The 16,224-nt window shown below is 60.6% G+C and carries 18 protein-coding genes and 1 pseudogene; 16 read left to right on the top strand and 3 right to left on the bottom strand.

What is annotated here, in order from left to right; all coding sequences use genetic code 11:
• Positions 1 to 39: 39 nt before the first annotated feature.
• From GQ39_RS26900 to GQ39_RS26880, 5 genes are all read left to right on the top strand, one after another.
• Entirely contained in the window at positions 40 to 417 is a 378-nt protein-coding gene (locus tag GQ39_RS26900) for a gamma-butyrobetaine hydroxylase-like domain-containing protein (RefSeq protein ID WP_047536444.1), read from the top strand.
• A 259-nt stretch (positions 418 to 676) separates the two neighbouring features.
• Positions 677 to 2,356 (top strand): class II poly(R)-hydroxyalkanoic acid synthase, encoded by a 1,680-nt coding sequence (phaC, locus tag GQ39_RS26895; RefSeq protein WP_047536442.1) that lies wholly within the window; start codon positions 677 to 679, stop codon positions 2,354 to 2,356.
• Positions 2,357 to 2,512: 156 nt separating this feature from the next.
• Complete coding sequence (gene phaZ / locus GQ39_RS26890) at positions 2,513 to 3,367, top strand: poly(3-hydroxyalkanoate) depolymerase (protein WP_047536441.1); 855 nt, start codon at positions 2,513 to 2,515, stop codon at positions 3,365 to 3,367.
• A gap of 112 nt (positions 3,368 to 3,479) precedes the next feature.
• Positions 3,480 to 5,162 (top strand): class II poly(R)-hydroxyalkanoic acid synthase, encoded by a 1,683-nt coding sequence (gene phaC, locus GQ39_RS26885; RefSeq protein WP_047536440.1) that lies wholly within the window; start codon positions 3,480 to 3,482, stop codon positions 5,160 to 5,162.
• A 59-nt stretch (positions 5,163 to 5,221) separates the two neighbouring features.
• Positions 5,222 to 5,842, top strand: a complete 621-nt coding sequence (locus GQ39_RS26880; protein WP_047536438.1) for a TetR/AcrR family transcriptional regulator — start codon at positions 5,222 to 5,224, stop codon at positions 5,840 to 5,842.
• A gap of 194 nt (positions 5,843 to 6,036) precedes the next feature.
• Here the strand turns inward: GQ39_RS26880 and GQ39_RS26875 are convergent, their stop codons facing one another.
• From GQ39_RS26875 to GQ39_RS26865, 3 genes are all read right to left on the bottom strand, one after another.
• On the bottom strand, positions 6,037 to 6,903 hold the full coding sequence (locus GQ39_RS26875) for a phasin family protein (protein ID WP_047536436.1): 867 nt from the start codon (positions 6,901 to 6,903) through the stop codon (positions 6,037 to 6,039).
• Positions 6,904 to 6,913: 10 nt separating this feature from the next.
• Positions 6,914 to 7,336, bottom strand: coding sequence for a phasin family protein (locus GQ39_RS26870; protein ID WP_047536435.1), 423 nt, complete (start codon positions 7,334 to 7,336; stop codon positions 6,914 to 6,916).
• A gap of 250 nt (positions 7,337 to 7,586) precedes the next feature.
• Positions 7,587 to 7,862 carry a polyhydroxyalkanoic acid system family protein gene (locus tag GQ39_RS26865; RefSeq protein WP_047536433.1) on the bottom strand — a complete coding sequence of 92 codons (276 nt, stop codon included), beginning with the start codon at positions 7,860 to 7,862 and terminating at the stop codon, positions 7,587 to 7,589.
• Positions 7,863 to 8,017: 155 nt separating this feature from the next.
• Between GQ39_RS26865 and ubiE the strand changes: the two genes are divergently transcribed.
• From ubiE to GQ39_RS33905, 11 genes and pseudogenes are all read left to right on the top strand, one after another.
• On the top strand, positions 8,018 to 8,788 hold the full coding sequence (gene ubiE / locus GQ39_RS26860) for a bifunctional demethylmenaquinone methyltransferase/2-methoxy-6-polyprenyl-1,4-benzoquinol methylase UbiE (protein ID WP_007989286.1): 771 nt from the start codon (positions 8,018 to 8,020) through the stop codon (positions 8,786 to 8,788).
• Entirely contained in the window at positions 8,788 to 9,411 is a 624-nt protein-coding gene (locus GQ39_RS26855; protein ID WP_047536431.1) for a ubiquinone biosynthesis accessory factor UbiJ, read from the top strand. The genes ubiE and GQ39_RS26855 overlap by 1 nt, the downstream gene beginning before the upstream one ends.
• Complete coding sequence (gene ubiB / locus GQ39_RS26850) at positions 9,408 to 11,012, top strand: ubiquinone biosynthesis regulatory protein kinase UbiB (protein ID WP_047536429.1); 1,605 nt, start codon at positions 9,408 to 9,410, stop codon at positions 11,010 to 11,012. The genes GQ39_RS26855 and ubiB overlap by 4 nt, the downstream gene beginning before the upstream one ends.
• 115 nt (positions 11,013 to 11,127) lie before the next feature.
• Positions 11,128 to 11,529 carry a phosphoribosyl-AMP cyclohydrolase gene (hisI, locus tag GQ39_RS26845; RefSeq protein WP_047536428.1) on the top strand — a complete coding sequence of 134 codons (402 nt, stop codon included), beginning with the start codon at positions 11,128 to 11,130 and terminating at the stop codon, positions 11,527 to 11,529.
• The gene (locus GQ39_RS26840; RefSeq protein WP_047536426.1) at positions 11,522 to 11,854 is read left to right on the top strand and encodes a phosphoribosyl-ATP diphosphatase; all 333 of its coding nucleotides are present in this window, start codon (positions 11,522 to 11,524) and stop codon (positions 11,852 to 11,854) included. Before hisI ends, GQ39_RS26840 begins: the two co-directional genes overlap by 8 nt.
• A 25-nt stretch (positions 11,855 to 11,879) precedes the next feature.
• Positions 11,880 to 12,152, top strand: a complete 273-nt coding sequence (locus tag GQ39_RS26835) for a twin-arginine translocase TatA/TatE family subunit (protein ID WP_047536424.1) — start codon at positions 11,880 to 11,882, stop codon at positions 12,150 to 12,152.
• 10 nt (positions 12,153 to 12,162) lie between these two features.
• Positions 12,163 to 12,618: a Sec-independent protein translocase protein TatB gene (gene tatB, locus GQ39_RS26830; RefSeq protein WP_047536422.1), complete on the top strand. Its 456-nt coding sequence runs from the start codon at positions 12,163 to 12,165 to the stop codon at positions 12,616 to 12,618.
• A complete protein-coding gene (gene tatC / locus GQ39_RS26825; RefSeq protein WP_047536420.1) occupies positions 12,615 to 13,409 on the top strand; it encodes a twin-arginine translocase subunit TatC in 795 nt (264 codons plus the stop codon). The genes tatB and tatC overlap by 4 nt, the downstream gene beginning before the upstream one ends.
• The gene (locus tag GQ39_RS26820) at positions 13,406 to 14,113 is read left to right on the top strand and encodes a 16S rRNA (uracil(1498)-N(3))-methyltransferase (protein ID WP_047536419.1); all 708 of its coding nucleotides are present in this window, start codon (positions 13,406 to 13,408) and stop codon (positions 14,111 to 14,113) included. The genes tatC and GQ39_RS26820 overlap by 4 nt, the downstream gene beginning before the upstream one ends.
• Positions 14,114 to 14,245: 132 nt before the next feature.
• Positions 14,246 to 15,304 (top strand): annotated as a pseudogene (locus GQ39_RS33910) (methyl-accepting chemotaxis protein); the annotation flags it as partial.
• Positions 15,299 to 16,162 (top strand): methyl-accepting chemotaxis protein, encoded by an 864-nt coding sequence (locus GQ39_RS33905; protein ID WP_442961753.1) that lies wholly within the window; start codon positions 15,299 to 15,301, stop codon positions 16,160 to 16,162. The pseudogene GQ39_RS33910 and the gene GQ39_RS33905, both read left to right, overlap by 6 nt.
• Positions 16,163 to 16,224 lie beyond the last annotated feature (62 nt).

The following is a 16,224-nucleotide window of genomic DNA, read 5'->3' as shown; positions in this document are numbered from 1 at the left end:
TCGCTCCTACAGGGTTCCACCCCTAACAGAACTCAGGTCATGACCCAACTCCCCACCGACATCAAACTGCACAAAGCCTCGAAAACCCTGACGCTCAAATACGCGACCGGCGAGGAATTCACCCTGCCCGCCGAATTCCTTCGCGTGCACTCTCCTTCCGCCGAAGTCCAGGGCCACGGCAAACCCATCCTGCAATTTGGCAAGATCAACGTTGGCCTGAGCAAGATAGAACCGGCCGGTCAGTACGCACTGAAATTGACCTTCGATGACGGCCATGACAGCGGCCTGTTCACCTGGGAATACCTCTATGAGCTGGGGCGCCGTCGTGACGCACTCTGGGAGGATTATCTTGCCGAGCTCAAAGCTGCCGGAAAAACCCGCGACCCGAACGAATCCGTCGTCAAGCTGATGCTCTAGCCTGAGCCTCTTGCTCTTTAGAGGGCATTTTCTAATTTCATCTGTTTGAATGCTTGGCCGTAAGGTCAGTCATTGGCCTGCTTGCGAAAAAAATTAAACTCGGGTAACCAATGGAGCTGGCAAGTTCCCTGCAGTGTTCTCTGCGAAACAAAAGCAGCGATGCAGCACTAACGGTCACCCGAGCAGTAGTACCTGGCATTGGCTGTGTAGCTGCACAGCAGGCCCCGGGTACTCGTCTCAGGACAATGGAGCGTCGTAGATGAGTAACAAGAATAACGATGACTTGAAGTATCAGGCCTCGGAAAACACCTTGGGACTGAATCCTGTCGTTGGACTGCGTGGAAAGGATCTACTGGCTTCTGCTCGAATGGTGCTCAGGCAGGCCATCAAACAACCGGTGCACAGCGCCAAGCATGTTGCGCACTTCGGCCTTGAACTCAAGAACGTGCTATTCGGCAAATCCGCACTGCAACCGGGCAGCGACGACCGTCGCTTCGCCGATCCGGCCTGGAGCCAGAACCCACTCTACAAACGCTACCTGCAAACCTACCTGGCGTGGCGCAAGGAACTCCACGACTGGATCGATGACAGCAAACTCTCGGCCAGTGACGCCGCTCGCGGGCACTTCGTGATCAACCTCATGACCGAAGCCATGGCCCCGACCAACACGGCGGCCAACCCGGCGGCCGTCAAACGCTTCTTCGAAACCGGCGGCAAGAGCCTGCTCGACGGCCTCTCGCATATGGCCAAGGACCTTGTGCACAACGGCGGCATGCCGAGCCAGGTCAACATGGGAGCGTTCGAGGTCGGCAAGAGCCTCGGCGTGACCGACGGGGCGGTGGTCTTTCGCAACGATGTGCTGGAGCTGATCCAGTACAAGCCGATTACCGAGCAAGTCCACGAGCGTCCATTGCTGGTGGTGCCGCCACAGATCAACAAGTTCTACGTTTTCGACCTGAGCCCGGACAAGAGCCTGGCGCGGTTTTGCCTGCGCAATAATGTACAGACCTTCATCGTCAGCTGGCGCAACCCGACCAAGGAACAGCGCGAGTGGGGTCTGTCGACCTACATCGAGGCGCTCAAGGAAGCGGTCGACGTGGTCACCGCCATCACCGGCAGCAAAGATGTGAACATGCTCGGCGCCTGCTCCGGTGGTATCACCTGCACCGCCCTGCTGGGCCACTACGCTGCGATCGGCGAGAACAAGGTCAACGCCCTCACCCTGCTGGTCAGCGTGCTCGATACCACGCTGGACAGCGACGTCGCCCTGTTCGTCAACGAGCAGACCCTCGAAGCCGCCAAGCGCCACTCCTACCAGGCCGGCGTACTGGAAGGCCGCGACATGGCGAAAGTCTTTGCGTGGATGCGTCCCAACGACCTGATCTGGAACTACTGGGTCAACAACTACCTGTTGGGCAACGAACCGCCGGTGTTCGACATCCTGTTCTGGAACAACGACACCACCCGGTTGCCCGCCGCGTTCCATGGCGATCTGATCGAGATGTTCAAAAACAACCCGCTGATTCGCCCCAATGCACTGGAAGTGTGCGGCACGCCCATCGACCTGAAGCAGGTCACGGCCGACATCTTTTCCCTGGCCGGCACCAACGACCACATCACCCCGTGGAAGTCCTGCTACAAGTCGGCGCAACTGTTCGGCGGCAATGTCGAGTTCGTGCTGTCCAGCAGCGGGCATATCCAGAGCATCCTGAACCCGCCGGGCAATCCGAAATCCCGTTACATGACCAGCACCGAAATGGCTGCCAATGCCGAGGAGTGGCAAGAGAATTCCACCAAGCACACCGACTCCTGGTGGTTGCACTGGCAGGCCTGGCAGGCCCAGCGTTCGGGCGAACTGAAAAAGGCCCCGGCGAAACTGGGCAACAAGGCTTATCCGGCAGGCGAGACTGCGCCAGGCACTTACGTACACGAGCGGTAACTGACGCACCCCGCACTTCCTGTAGGCGCGAGCTCGCTCGCGATGGACGTTAACGAAAACGCATGCTGTCTGAATTAACGCGTTGCCTTAACATTTTTCGCAAGCAGGCTCGCGCCTACAGGGGTCGGGGATGAATTCATAAACAGGGCCAGAAGCATGCCGCAACCGTTCATATTTCGTACCGTCGACCTGGATGGCCAGACCCTCCGCACGGCGGTACGCCCCGGCAAGCCTCACTTGACGCCCTTGCTGATTTTCAACGGCATCGGCGCCAACCTGGAGCTGGTGTTTCCGTTCGTCGCGGCACTGGACCCGGACCTGGAAGTCATCGCTTTCGACGTGCCCGGTGTCGGTGGCTCTTCGACGCCGAATCGACCGTATCGCTTTCCGGGCCTAGCCAAACTGACGGCACGCATGCTCGACTACCTCGACTACGGGCAGGTCAACGTCATCGGCGTGTCCTGGGGCGGAGCCCTTGCCCAGCAGTTCGCCTACGACTATCCGGAGCGCTGCAAGAAACTGGTGTTGGCCGCCACCGCCGCAGGCGCGGTGATGGTACCGGGCAAGCCGAAAGTGCTGTGGATGATGGCCAGTCCGAGGCGCTACATCCAGCCGTCGCACGTGATTCGCATTGCACCGATGATCTACGGCGGCTCATTTCGCCGCGACCCGACACTGGCCGCGAGCCACGCGGCAAAAGTGCGTTCGGCAGGCAAGCTCGGTTACTACTGGCAACTGTTTGCCGGCCTCGGCTGGACCAGCATCCACTGGCTGCACAAGATCCATCAGCCGACCCTGGTACTGGCGGGCGATGACGATCCGTTGATCCCGCTGATCAACATGCGCTTGCTGGCCTGGCGGATTCCCAATGCCCAGCTGCACATCATCGATGACGGCCATCTGTTTTTGATCACACGAGCCGAAGCGGTGGCGCCGATCATCATGAAATTCCTCGAAGAAGAACGACAACGCGCCGTGATGCATCCGCACCCGGCGCCATTGGGCGGTTAGCGGCTCATTGACGGGTGGCAGGACGCCGCGCCGCGCAACAACCCGAAACAGCGTCTATGGTGTTCTGGTTCGGTTGTGTGTTTTTGGCCTGAAGACGAAGGAGTGTTGACTCATGCGTGACAAACCAGCGCGGGACACTTTGCCCACTCCCGCCGCGTTCATCAACGCACAGAGTGCGATTACCGGCCTGCGCGGCCGGGATCTGATTTCGACCCTGCGCAGCGTTGCCGCCCATGGCCTGCGCAACCCGGTGCACAGCGCCCGGCACGCCCTGAAACTGGGCGGGCAGTTGGGCCGTGTGCTGCTCGGTGAGACCCTGCACCCGACCAATCCACAGGACAGCCGTTTCGCCGACCCGGCCTGGAGCCTCAACCCGTTTTACCGTCGCAGCTTGCAGGCCTACCTGGCTTGGCAAAAGCAGGTGAACAGCTGGATCGACGACAGCAACATGAGCCCGGACGATCGTGCCCGCGCGCATTTCGCCTTCGCCCTGCTCAACGATGCCGTGTCACCGTCCAACAGCCTGCTCAATCCACTGGCGATCAAGGAGATCTTCAACTCCGGCGGCAACAGCCTGGTGCGCGGGATCGGTCACCTGGTGGATGACTTGCTGCACAACGACGGCCTGCCCCGGCAAGTCACCAAACAGGCTTTCGAAGTCGGCAAGACCGTCGCCACCACCACCGGCGCCGTGGTGTTTCGCAACGAATTGCTGGAACTGATCCAGTACAAGCCGATGAGCGAAAAGCAGTATTCCAAGCCGCTGCTGGTGGTTCCGCCGCAGATCAACAAGTACTACATTTTCGACCTGAGCCCGCACAACAGCTTTGTCCAGTTCGCCCTCAAGAACAGCCTGCAAACCTTCGTGATCAGCTGGCGCAACCCGGATGTGCGTCACCGCGAATGGGGCCTGTCGACCTACGTCGAGGCGGTTGAAGAAGCCATGAATGTGTGCCGGGCGATCACCGGTGCCCGCGAAGTCAACCTGATGGGTGCCTGCGCCGGCGGGCTGACCATCGCTGCGTTGCAAGGTCACTTGCAAGCCAAGCGGCAACTGCGCCGGGTCTCCAGCGCGACGTATCTGGTAAGCCTGCTCGACAGTCAACTGGACTCGCCAGCGACCCTGTTCGCCGACGAACAGACCCTGGAAGCCGCCAAGCGTCGTTCCTACCAGAAAGGCGTGCTCGACGGTCGCGACATGGCCAAGGTGTTCGCCTGGATGCGCCCCAACGACTTGATCTGGAGCTACTTCGTCAACAACTACCTGTTGGGCAAAGAACCCCCGGCGTTCGACATCCTCTACTGGAACAACGACAACACGCGCTTGCCGGCGGCCCTGCATGGCGACCTGCTGGATTTTTTCAAGCACAACCCGCTCACCCACCCGGGCGGCCTGGAAGTGTGTGGCACGCCGATCGACTTGCAGAAGGTCAACGTCGACAGCTTCAGCGTGGCCGGTATCAATGACCACATCACACCGTGGGACGCGGTGTATCGCTCGACGCTGCTGCTCGGTGGTGATCGCCGCTTCGTGCTGTCCAACAGCGGACACGTGCAGAGCATTCTCAACCCGCCGAACAACCCGAAAGCCAACTACGTCGAGAACGGCAAACTGAGCAGTGATCCACGGGCCTGGTACTACGATGCCAAGCACGTCGATGGCAGCTGGTGGACCCCTTGGCTGAGCTGGATTCAGGAACGCTCGGGGGCGCTAAAGGAAACCCAGATGGCCCTCGGCAACCAGAACTATCCACCCATGGAGGCGGCACCCGGTACTTACGTGCGCGTGCGCTGACACTCAACGACCCACGGCCCCGACCGGCCGTGGCATCACCCGATCAATAAGAAGACTGGATGAAAACCCGCGACCGCATCCTCGAATGTGCCCTGCAGTTGTTCAATCAGAAGGGCGAACCAAACGTCTCCACCATGGAAGTTGCCAACGAAATGGGCATCAGCCCCGGCAACCTCTACTACCACTTCCACGGCAAGGAGCCGCTGATTCTCGGGTTGTTCGAACGCTTCCAGAATGAGCTGGCCCCGCTGCTCGACCCGCCATCGGACGTTGAACTGGCACCGGAAGATTACTGGCTGTTCCTGCACCTGATCGTCGAACGCCTGGCCCACTACCGGTTTCTGTTCCAGGACCTGTCGAACCTGGCCGGCCGCCTGCCGAAGCTGGCCAAGGGCATCCGTAACCTGCTCAATGCACTCAAGCGCACGCTGGCGTCGTTACTGGCGCGATTGAAAGCCCAGGGGCAATTGGTCAGCGACACCCAGGCACTGGGGCAACTGGTGGAGCAGATCACCATGACGCTGCTGTTCTCGCTGGACTATCAGCGGATTCTCGATCGCGAAGGTGAAGTGCGATTGGTGGTCTACCAGATCATGATGCTGGTGGCGCCTCATCTGCTGCCGCCGATCAAGGTGGCGACGGAGCGACTCGCGATGCAGTACCTGGAAGACCACGATTAATGCTGATCACACCTATCCCTGTGGGAGCGAGCCTGCTCGCGATGGCGGTGTTTGAGTAGGAAATTTTTTTGAATGTGATGGCCTCATCGCGAGCAGGGCTCGCTCCCACATCAGGTTTGTGGTGCTTTCAAATGCAACCACAAAAAAAACGCCCGGCCTTGGCAGGCCGGGCGTTCTTTTGAGCCCTGAAAAAATCAGGACTGACTGGTTGGCGTCGAAGGTGCCGGCGCGGCAGTCGGGGTTACAGCAGGGGTCGGCGCGGTCGCGGAGTTCGACGAGCTGACCGGTGCTGCCGGCGTTGCGGCAGCCACTGCTGGTTTTGGTGCGGCAGCTTTTGGAGCGGCCGGTTTTTTCACCGCTGGCTTCTTCGCAGCGGCAGGTTTTGCTGCTGGTTTGGCTGCCGGCTTGGCCGCTGCGGTTTTCGCTGCAGGCTTGGCGGCGGCAGGCTTGGCAGCAGGTTTAGCGGCGGCTTTTGCGGCAACCGGTTTAGCCGCTGGTTTGGCTGCAGCGGGTTTGGCAGCGGCCGTTTTCGCCGCTGGCTTGGCAGCAGGTTTAGCCGCCGCTTTAGCCAGTGGCTTGGCAGCGGTTTTGGCGGCTGGTTTAGCCGCTGGTTTGGCGGCCGCGGTTTTCGCCGCCACAGGCGCAACCTTGGCACCGGTGAGCTTTTCGATCTGCTTGGTCAGTGTATCGACCTTGCTGTGCAGTGCCTTGACTTCGTTGCGGCTCGGTACGCCCAGGCGCGAGATGGCGCTGTTCAGACGCTTGTCGAAAGCGCCTTCCAGCTCGTCCCACTTGCCCAGTGCACGATCTTTCACGCCGCTGATGCGCGACTTGGCCGAAGAAGCGGAGTCCTTGGCGGCGTCGACAGTTTTGCCAACGGCGCTCTTGGTCAGCTTCTCGGCTTTTTCGCCGTCCTTAACCAATGCATCGAAGAGTTTGCTGCCGTCAGTGTCGATCTTCGAGTACACGCCTAAACCCGCCAGCCAGATTTTTCGGGAGTAGTCTTCGACTTTCCCGATCCACGAGCTGCCTTCTTTTTCAGTATTCTTTTTGCCAGCCATCCCGTTCTCCTTAAGATTTACGCGCGACGCGTTCGAGCAATGCCGTCAGCTCATCGAGCTTGGCAGAGAGTGTCTCAACGTCATGTTTAGACGGAATGCCGATACGATTCAAGGCACTTGCGACACGCGTGTCGAACGCCTTCTCCACTTTGTCGAGTTGAACTTCGACCTTGCCTTTGAAAGTGCGCACTTCGCCTTTTGCTTCATCGATCTCGGCATTCGCCGCTTCAAGCTTCTCAGTGACCGCTTTTTTGCCTTTCTTTTCAACAGTTTGACCAGCCTTGATCAACTCTTGAAAGTAGTCGCTGCCCTCTTGGCCAACCTTGGTGTAGGCACCCAGGCCTGCCAGCCAGATCTTGCGGGCATAGGATTTGACGTCGCTCAGGGCGGTGGTCGATGCGTCGATTTTTTTCTTCAAAATAACTTTGGCCATGGTGCACCTCACGCGCAAAAGGTTTGAGGAACTGCCCGTGAAAGTGTCGGGCTCTGGCACAAAGTAGGGAGAAAAATTAGAAACGGCACCCTAACAACTGACATAAACAGCAAGCAGAGCAAACACGAAACCTGTGGGAGCGGGCTTGCCCGCGATGGCGGTGGGTCATCCAATAAAGATGCTGGATGTGCCGGCCTCATCGCGGGCAAGCCCGCTCCCACAGGAACCTCATTTCATGGAAAGCACCTGATCAGGCCAAAGCTTTATCCAGCGCCTTTTCGATTTCCGATTTGATCATGCCGCTCATGGCCGACATCATCAGGCCCAGTTCCACATCGACCTTGATCGAATCGTCACTGACATGCACCGCGCCTTTCACACCCGAGCGCTTGAGGTTCAAGGTGTCGCCAGACCACTGCGGCTCAAGGCCATATTGATCGGAAAGTTTCTGCGCCAGCTTGTTGGCCTTCTCGCGAGCCGCTTCCTTACCCAGGCCGTGGGCACGCTCAACACTAATATGGGCCATCGAATGACTCCTGCTTTATGAATGCTTGTTCGGTGAATCTTGACCACTGATGCGGCAAAACGTCCCGAGGGTGATCCATCTTACCTTCAGCCTTGCCAAGACAAAGCATCCCTTGGGGATTAGAATGTCGCGCATTCTATTTTGGTGACAGCGATATGACTGATCAGCGCAAAGGCAGCGATGCCGAACCCACCACTCACTTCGGCTTCAAAAACGTTCCGGAAAGCCAGAAAGCGGAAAAAGTCGCTGAGGTTTTCCATTCGGTAGCCGCCAAGTACGACTTGATGAACGACCTCCTGTCGGGTGGCATGCACCGCCTGTGGAAGCGTTTTGCGATCGAATTGTCGGGTGTACGCACAGGCAATCGCGTGCTGGACATCGCCGGCGGTACCGGCGACCTGACCCGCAAGTTCTCGCACCTCGTTGGCCCGACCGGCCAGGTCGTGTTGGCCGACATCAATGAATCCATGCTCAAGGTCGGTCGTGACCGCCTGCTGGACCTCGGTGTGGCCGGCAACGTCGAATTCGTCCAGGCCGACGCGGAAAAACTGCCGTTCCCGGACAACCACTTCGACTGCGTGACCATCGCCTTCGGCCTGCGCAACGTCACGCACAAGGAAGATGCCCTGCGTTCGATGCTCCGCGTACTCAAGCCAGGCGGCCGCCTGCTGGTGCTGGAGTTCTCCAAGCCGACCAACGCGCTGATGTCCAAAGCCTACGACGCCTACTCGTTCGCCTTCATGCCGCTGATGGGCAAGCTGATCACCAACGATTCGGAAAGCTATCGCTACCTGGCCGAATCGATCCGCATGCACCCGAATCAGGAAACCCTGAAGTCGATGATGGTCGAGGCCGGTTTCGACCGCGTGACCTATCACAACATGACCGCGGGCATCGTCGCCCTGCACCGCGGCATCAAGCCCTGATGCTGCTCGCCGGCCTGCTCGCCAGCGTTGAACTCGGTCTGAACCGGGTGCTGCGCCTCGACAGCACGGCGCTGCCGCGGCTGGCGCATTTGAGCGGCAGGGTGATTGCCGTCGATTGCCGCAGCCCGGCGTTTCAAGTGTTCATCCTGCCCAGCGACGAAGGCCTGATGCTGGCTTCCCAGTGGGAAACCGGTGCCGACTGCACCTTGCGGGCCCCGGCCTCGAGCCTGCTGAAACTGGCGATGAGCAAGGACAAGACGTCGGTGCTGCATGGGCCCGAGGTCGAGCTTGAGGGTGACAGCGGTGTATTGCTCGAGCTGGCAGCCATCCTTCAGGACCTGGAGCTGGACTGGGAGTACGAACTCTCACGCTGGCTCGGCCCTGTCGCCACACAACTGGTCGGTGGTCACCTGCGCAGCCGCGCCCGCTGGTATCAGCAAGGGTTCGCCAGCCTGGGCCAGAACCTTGGCGAATACCTGGCCGAAGAATCGCGCACCCTCGTCGGTCAGCGCGAAGCCGAAGCCCGATTCAGTGAACTGGACCAGATCAAGCTCGATCTGGAACGTCTCGAGGCGCGTTTCGAGCGCCTTTCCCGATCCCTCGACCCAAGCGATAACGCATGAAGCTGCTTGCCGTCCGCCGTTTGTTGCGCATCCAGCGCGTCGTGATCCGCTACCGCCTCGATGACCTGCTGTTCGCCCTGCCGCTGCCCTGGTTTCTGCGGGCGCTGCGTTACGCCCTGCCGTGGCGCTGGTTCCCGCGCAAGACGCTGGACCTGAGCCGAGGCGCGCGACTGCGCCTGGCGATGCAGGACCTGGGGCCGATTTTCATCAAGTTCGGACAGATCCTGTCCACCCGCCGCGACTTACTGCCCGAAGACATCGCCGATGAGCTGATGAAGCTGCAGGACCGCGTCCCGCCGTTCGATTCGCAGCTGTCGGTCAAGCTGATCGAAGAGCAGCTCGGCAAGAAAATCAGCGAAGTCTTCAGCCGTTTCGATGTCGAACCGCTGGCCTCGGCCTCGGTGGCGCAGGTGCACGCCGCGCAGCTGAAAACCGGCGAAGAAGTCGTGGTCAAAGTGATTCGTCCAGGGCTGAAACCGGTGATCGCCCAGGATCTGGCGTGGCTGTTCATCCTCGCCCGCGCCGCCGAAAAACTCTCGGCCGACGCTCGCCTGCTGCACCCGGTGGACGTGGTCAGCGACTACGAAAAAACCATCTACGACGAACTCGACCTGCTGCGCGAAGCCGCCAACGCCAGCCAGCTGAAGCGCAACTTCGACGGTTCGCCGTTGCTGTACGTGCCGCAGGTCTATTGGGACTGGTGCCGGCCGAAAGTGCTGGTGATGGAGCGCATCTACGGCATCCAGGTCACCGACCTGGCGACCCTGGCCGACCAGCGCACCGACATGAAGATGCTGGCCGAACGCGGCGTGGAGATTTTCTTCACCCAGGTGTTCCGCGACAGCTTCTTCCACGCCGACATGCACCCTGGCAACATCTTCGTCAGCACCGTGAACCCGTGGAGTCCGCAGTACATTGCGATCGACTGCGGCATCGTCGGCAGCCTGACCCCGGAAGACCAGGATTACCTGGCCCGCAACCTGTTCGCGTTCTTCAAGCGTGATTACCGTCGCGTGGCGCAATTGCACATCGATTCGGGCTGGGTGCCGGCGGAGACCAAGCTCAACGAGTTCGAAGCGGCGATCCGTACCGTGTGCGAGCCGATTTTCGAAAAACCGTTAAAAGATATTTCATTCGGCCAGGTGCTGATGCGCCTGTTCCAGACCGCGCGGCGCTTCAACATGGAAGTGCAGCCGCAACTCGTACTGCTGCAAAAAACCCTGCTGAACATCGAAGGCCTGGGCCGTCAGCTGTATCCGGACCTCGATCTGTGGAACACCGCCCAGCCGTTCCTGGAGCGCTGGATGCGCGAGCGGGTCAGCCCCAAAGCCTTGCTCGGCAATGTGCAGAGCCAGTTCGAGCAGATCCCGCACCTGGCCAACATGGCCCGCGACCTGCTCGAACGCATGTCCCAACCCCATGCCAACGACCCGCCGCCACCCTGGCATCGACCTCGTGACGACTGGTTCCTGCGCCTGCTCGGTACCGCGCATCTGGCCGGTGGCGCCCTTCTCGCCGCCGGTGGGCCGTTGAACCAGTTGGCGTATTGGCCGGCCGGCATCATGATGGCCGTCGGCTTGTATCTGGTCGTTCGTCGATAGCCGGATTGAGCTGCAAGCGATAAGCTTCAAGCTTCAAGCGATTCGTTAGCACGACGCAGATTGTTTTTTACTTGCAGCTTGCAGCTTAAAGCTCGCCGCTGCTCCGGGACGGAACATGAAAAACTGGCTGGACGAGATCAAATGGGACGCCGATGGCCTGGTGCCGGCGATTGCCCAGGATCACAAGACCGGGCGCGTCCTGATGATGGCCTGGATGAACCGTGAAGCACTGGCGTTGACCGCTGCCGAGAACCGCGCCATTTACTGGTCGCGCTCCCGTGGCAAGCTGTGGCGCAAGGGCGAAGAGTCCGGCCACGTGCAGAAGCTGCACGAAATGCGCCTGGACTGCGACGCCGACGTGATCATCCTGATGGTCGAACAGATTGGCGACATTGCCTGCCATACCGGCCGCCAGAGCTGCTTCTATCGCGTCTTCGAGAACGGCGACTGGACAACCGTCGACCCGGTCCTGAAAGATCCTAATGCCATCTATTCCGCAGGACACAAACATGAGTGACACTCTGACCCGTCTGGCCGCTGTGCTGGAAGAGCGCAAAGGCGCCACTGCCGATAGCTCGTACGTCGCCAGCCTGTACCACAAGGGCTTGAACAAGATTCTGGAAAAAGTCGGCGAAGAGTCGGTCGAAACCATCATCGCCGCCAAGGACGCCGCCATCAGCGGCGACTGCAGCGATGTGATCTATGAAACCGCCGATTTGTGGTTCCACAGCATGGTCATGCTCGCCCAATTGGGGCAGCATCCACAGGCTGTACTCGATGAACTGGACCGTCGCTTCGGTCTGTCCGGACACGCCGAGAAAGCCTCGCGCCCGTCCGCCTGAATAACGATTAGAGAGGAGCAGCAGCATGGGCATTTTTGACTGGAAACACTGGATCGTCATCCTGGTTGTCGTGGTACTGGTGTTCGGCACCAAGAAACTGAAAAACCTCGGCACCGACGTCGGCGAATCGATCAAAGGCTTCCGCAAAGCCATGAACGACGACGAAAAACCGGCTGATCCGACCGCGACGCCGGCCCAACCTGTTCCGCCCGCTCAACCACAGCCCTCTGTCAACCAGCCGCACACCATCGACGTGCAGGCGCAAAAAGTCGAAGAGCCGATCCGCAAAGACGTGTGAGCACTGACTAATGTTTGGTATCAGCTTCTCTGAACTGCTGCTCGTCGGCCTCGTCGCCCTGCTGGTGCTGGGCCCCGAGCGTCTGCCGGGCGCTGCGCGCACCGCTGGCCTGTGGGTCGGGCGTCTGAAGCGCAGCTTCAACGCGATCAAACAGGAAGTTGAACGTGAAATCGGTGCCGACGAGATTCGTCGGCAACTGCACAACGAGCACATCCTGTCGCTTGAGCAGGAGGCGCGGAAGATCTTCACGCCGACCCAGCAGGAGCCGACGCCGGTGGAGCATGTGGGCGAGCAGTCGATCCACACACCCGCGGCACCCACGCCAACGACTGCGACAGCTCCCGTTGTCGCGACAACCGAAGCGGCGCCCGTTGTGGCGGCACCTGCGGTTGAACCCGCTGCTCCAGCCGCCGCGCCTGTCGCGCCGGCTCCTCATGACCCAACACTGCCGCCGCGAGCCCCATGAGCGATCTTCCTGAAAACGACCAGCACATGCCGCTGGTTTCGCACCTCACCGAGTTGCGTACCCGCCTGCTGCGCTGCGTAGCGGCGATCTTCGTCATCTTCGCCGGGTTGTTCGCCTTCACCCAGCAGATCTACACCTTCGTCTCGACGCCGCTGCGCGCCTATTTGCCAGCAGGCGCGACGATGATCGCCACCGATGTGTCGTCGCCATTCCTGACGCCGCTGAAACTGACGATGATGGTGTCGCTGTTCCTGGCGATCCCGGTGATCCTGCACCAGATCTGGGGCTTCATCGCGCCGGGCCTGTACAAGCACGAGAAGCGCATTGCCGTGCCCTTGCTGATCTCCAGCATCATGCTCTTCTACACCGGCATGGCGTTCGCCTATTACCTGGTGTTTCCGCTGATATTCAAATTCTTCGCCGCCGCCACGCCGGCCGGCGTGGAAATGATGACCGACATCACCAGCTACCTCGACTTCGTCATGACGCTGTTCTTCGCCTTCGGCGTCGCGTTCGAGATTCCGGTGGCCGTGGTGCTGCTGGTCTGGATCGGCGTGGTCGACGTCAAATACCTGAAGAAAATCCGCCCGTACGTGATCATCGGCTGCTTCGTGGTCGGCATGATTCTGACGCCGCCGGATATCTTCTCGCAGACCCTGCTGGCCGTACCGATGTGGCTGCTGTTCGAGATCGGCATCCTGTTTGGCAGCCTGGTCAGCAAGCGCGGCGAACATCCGGACGATCAGCCGGCTGACGATCACAACGACCAGCCGCCAGCGACCCAAGCGTGAACCTCCTGCTCCTTGAATCGGCCGACTTCATCGCGGCCGACCGGGTGATCTTGCGTGATCGCCGGTTGACCCACATGCAGGAAGTCCACCGCTGCGAAGTCGGCGACAGCATGCGTGTCGGGCGTATCGACGGGCTGATGGGTTCGGCCGAGGTGCTGCGCCTGGATGCCGATGAAGCGGAATTGCGCGTCACCCTCGACCAGCCACCGCCGGCCAAGCTGCCATTGACCCTGGTGCTGGCCCTGCCACGGCCCAAGATGCTGCGCAGGGTGTTCCAGACCGTCGCTGCCATGGGTGTGCCACGGATCGTGCTGGTCAACAGCTATCGCGTCGAGAAGAGCTTCTGGCAGACCCCGTTCCTGGAGCCTGAAGCGATTCGCGAGCAGTTGATCCTCGGCCTCGAACAGGCCCGGGACAGCGTGCTGCCGCAAGTCGTCATCGAGAAACGCTTCAAGCCGTTCGTCGAAGATCGCCTGCCGGCCATCGTCGAAGGCACCCTTGGCCTCGTCGGCCATCCGGGCCATTACCCGCCCTGCCCGCGCGCGCTGAGCGAACCGGTGACCCTGGCCATCGGTCCGGAGGGTGGCTGGATTCCTTACGAAATCGACTTGTTCGGCAAAGCCGGTTTGCAGCCGGTGCAATTGGGCGAGCGCATCCTGCGAGTCGAAACCGCCGTCACCGCCCTGCTGGCACGACTCTTCTAAACCTGACACTTCCCCCCTGAGCAGGCTCGCCCACGGGCCTTTCATCTGCCACCCGTCGGGCGACGCCTACAGAACCCGGCTCGCCCGCCGATATACCCTCAAAATCAATATGTTGTTTGAGGGAGTTGCAGCATGTACCCATGGTTGGCCGATAAGCTGGGAAACGTAGGCGTTAATCGCAAATTGGGTATTGGCTTCGGTCTTGTCTTGATGCTGACGCTGCTGACCACGGTCACCGGCTGGACCGGCCTGAGCGACGTGACAAGCCGCGGCGATAAGCTGGCATTCATTTCCGAAATCAACGACCTGACCAAAGACCTGCGCGTTGCACGCCTTAACTATGAAATGCAGCATGGCGAACAAGGCCCGGGCGCCGTCAGCGAGCAGTTGGTCAAGCTCGACACCAGCCTGCAATCCGCCCGCAAGATGATCGATCAGCCTGCCGACGCGGCCATGATCGAACAGCAACTGGCCGCCGTCGGCCAGTACAAGCAAGCCTTCGCCGCCATGATCCAGGCCGGTGCCAGTCGTGAAGACGCCCGCAGCAAACTCGGCGCCACGGCAGACAATGCGGCGGCTCGCGTGGCCGAAGTGGAAAAATCGATGCTGCAGGGCGACAGCCTCAGCGCCTTCAACAGCGTGATCAACCTGAGCAAACTGCTTCAGCAAGCACGCTTCCAGGTTCGCGGCTACACCTACAGCGGCAAGACCGAGGCCGAGCAGCCCGCACTGGATGCCATTGACAGCACGCTGAAGTACCTCGAAAACCTGCCATCCACACTGCCGGAACAACACACCGCCAATCTGCAGCAGGCCGCCGAATCCCTCAAAGCCTACCGCGCGGCGGTCAGACAGTTCCGTGATGCCCAGGTCGCTAGCGTCGACGCGCTCCAACGCATGGCGGCGCAAGGTCAGATCCTGATCGACGTCAGCAAGAAGCTCACGATTTCGCAAACGATCGTGCGTGACACCGATGTCGCCCACGCCAAGAACACGTTGCTGTTGGCCACCGCCCTGGCGCTCGCCTTTGGCCTGTTTGCCGCGTGGTCGATCACCCGGCAGATCGTGGTCCCGCTGGGTCAGACCCTCAAAGTGGCCGAGCGCATCGCTGCCGGCGACCTGACTCACAACCTGACCTCCAAACGCCAGGACGAATTGGGCCAGTTGCAACGTGCCATTCAGAGCATGACCCTGGGCCTTCGCGAACTGATCGGCGGCATCAGTGATGGCGTCACGCAAATCGCCAGCGCCGCCGAAGAGTTGTCGGCGGTCACCGAGCAGACCAGCGCCGGGGTCAACAGCCAGAAAGTCGAAACCGACCAGGTGGCGACCGCCATGAATGAAATGACCGCCACGGTGCAGGAAGTCGCGCGCAACGCCGAAGAAGCCTCCGAGGCCGCTGTCGCTGCCGACCAGCAGGCCCGTGAAGGCGACAAGGTGGTGGCTGAAGCGATCGCACAGATCGAGCGCCTGGCCCTGGAAGTGGGTCACTCCACCGAGGCCATGGGCGAGCTCAAGTGTGAAAGCGACAAGATCGGCAGCGTCCTCGACGTGATCAAGTCCGTGGCCCAGCAAACCAACCTGCTGGCGCTGAACGCAGCGATCGAAGCGGCGCGCGCGGGTGAGGCCGGGCGCGGTTTTGCCGTGGTCGCCGACGAAGTCCGCAGCCTGGCCCAGCGCACCCAGAAATCCACCGAAGAGATCGAAGAACTGATCGTCGGCCTGCAGAGTGGCACCCAGCAAGTGGCGACCATCATGGACAACAGCCGCAGCCTGACCGACAGCAGCGTCGAACTGACCCGCCGCGCCGGTGGCTCACTGGAAAGCATCACCCGCACCGTGTCGGCGATCCAGGCGATGAACCAGCAGATTGCCGCCGCTGCCGAGCAGCAGAGCGCCGTGGCGGAAGAGATTAACCGCAGCGTGCTGAACGTGCGGGATGTGTCGGATCAGACGTCAGCGGCGAGCGAAGAAACGGCGGCGTCCAGCGCTGAGCTGGCGCGGCTGGGGACTCATCTGCAGATGCTGGTGGGGCGGTTCAGGGTTTGAGGTGATTCATTTGCCTCGGCTCGCTTAGAACCGAGGTGATGCAATCGCCATCAGGCTGGCTC

Origin of the sequence: Pseudomonas sp. 11/12A, from assembly GCF_000800055.1 — a bacterium.
Lineage (GTDB): Bacteria > Pseudomonadota > Gammaproteobacteria > Pseudomonadales > Pseudomonadaceae > Aquipseudomonas > Aquipseudomonas mohnii.
The sequence above is the reverse complement of the archived record's forward strand: the minus strand, read 5'-3'. Positions and strand labels throughout refer to the sequence as shown.

Bases quoted from the DNA above. Each gene is read 5' to 3' on its own strand.
- GQ39_RS26900 (WP_047536444.1), top strand. From the start codon at position 40: ATGACCCAACTCCCCACCGACATCAAACTGCACAAAGCCTCGAAAACC.
- phaC (WP_047536442.1), top strand. From the start codon at position 677: ATGAGTAACAAGAATAACGATGACTTGAAGTATCAGGCCTCGGAAAAC.
- phaZ (WP_047536441.1), top strand. From the start codon at position 2,513: ATGCCGCAACCGTTCATATTTCGTACCGTCGACCTGGATGGCCAGACC.
- phaC (WP_047536440.1), top strand. From the start codon at position 3,480: ATGCGTGACAAACCAGCGCGGGACACTTTGCCCACTCCCGCCGCGTTC.
- GQ39_RS26880 (WP_047536438.1), top strand. From the start codon at position 5,222: ATGAAAACCCGCGACCGCATCCTCGAATGTGCCCTGCAGTTGTTCAAT.
- GQ39_RS26875 (WP_047536436.1), bottom strand. From the start codon at position 6,903: ATGGCTGGCAAAAAGAATACTGAAAAAGAAGGCAGCTCGTGGATCGGG.
- GQ39_RS26870 (WP_047536435.1), bottom strand. From the start codon at position 7,336: ATGGCCAAAGTTATTTTGAAGAAAAAAATCGACGCATCGACCACCGCC.
- GQ39_RS26865 (WP_047536433.1), bottom strand. From the start codon at position 7,862: ATGGCCCATATTAGTGTTGAGCGTGCCCACGGCCTGGGTAAGGAAGCG.
- ubiE (WP_007989286.1), top strand. From the start codon at position 8,018: ATGACTGATCAGCGCAAAGGCAGCGATGCCGAACCCACCACTCACTTC.
- GQ39_RS26855 (WP_047536431.1), top strand. From the start codon at position 8,788: ATGCTGCTCGCCGGCCTGCTCGCCAGCGTTGAACTCGGTCTGAACCGG.
- ubiB (WP_047536429.1), top strand. From the start codon at position 9,408: ATGAAGCTGCTTGCCGTCCGCCGTTTGTTGCGCATCCAGCGCGTCGTG.
- hisI (WP_047536428.1), top strand. From the start codon at position 11,128: ATGAAAAACTGGCTGGACGAGATCAAATGGGACGCCGATGGCCTGGTG.
- GQ39_RS26840 (WP_047536426.1), top strand. From the start codon at position 11,522: ATGAGTGACACTCTGACCCGTCTGGCCGCTGTGCTGGAAGAGCGCAAA.
- GQ39_RS26835 (WP_047536424.1), top strand. From the start codon at position 11,880: ATGGGCATTTTTGACTGGAAACACTGGATCGTCATCCTGGTTGTCGTG.
- tatB (WP_047536422.1), top strand. From the start codon at position 12,163: ATGTTTGGTATCAGCTTCTCTGAACTGCTGCTCGTCGGCCTCGTCGCC.
- tatC (WP_047536420.1), top strand. From the start codon at position 12,615: ATGAGCGATCTTCCTGAAAACGACCAGCACATGCCGCTGGTTTCGCAC.
- GQ39_RS33905 (WP_442961753.1), top strand. From the start codon at position 15,299: ATGACCCTGGGCCTTCGCGAACTGATCGGCGGCATCAGTGATGGCGTC.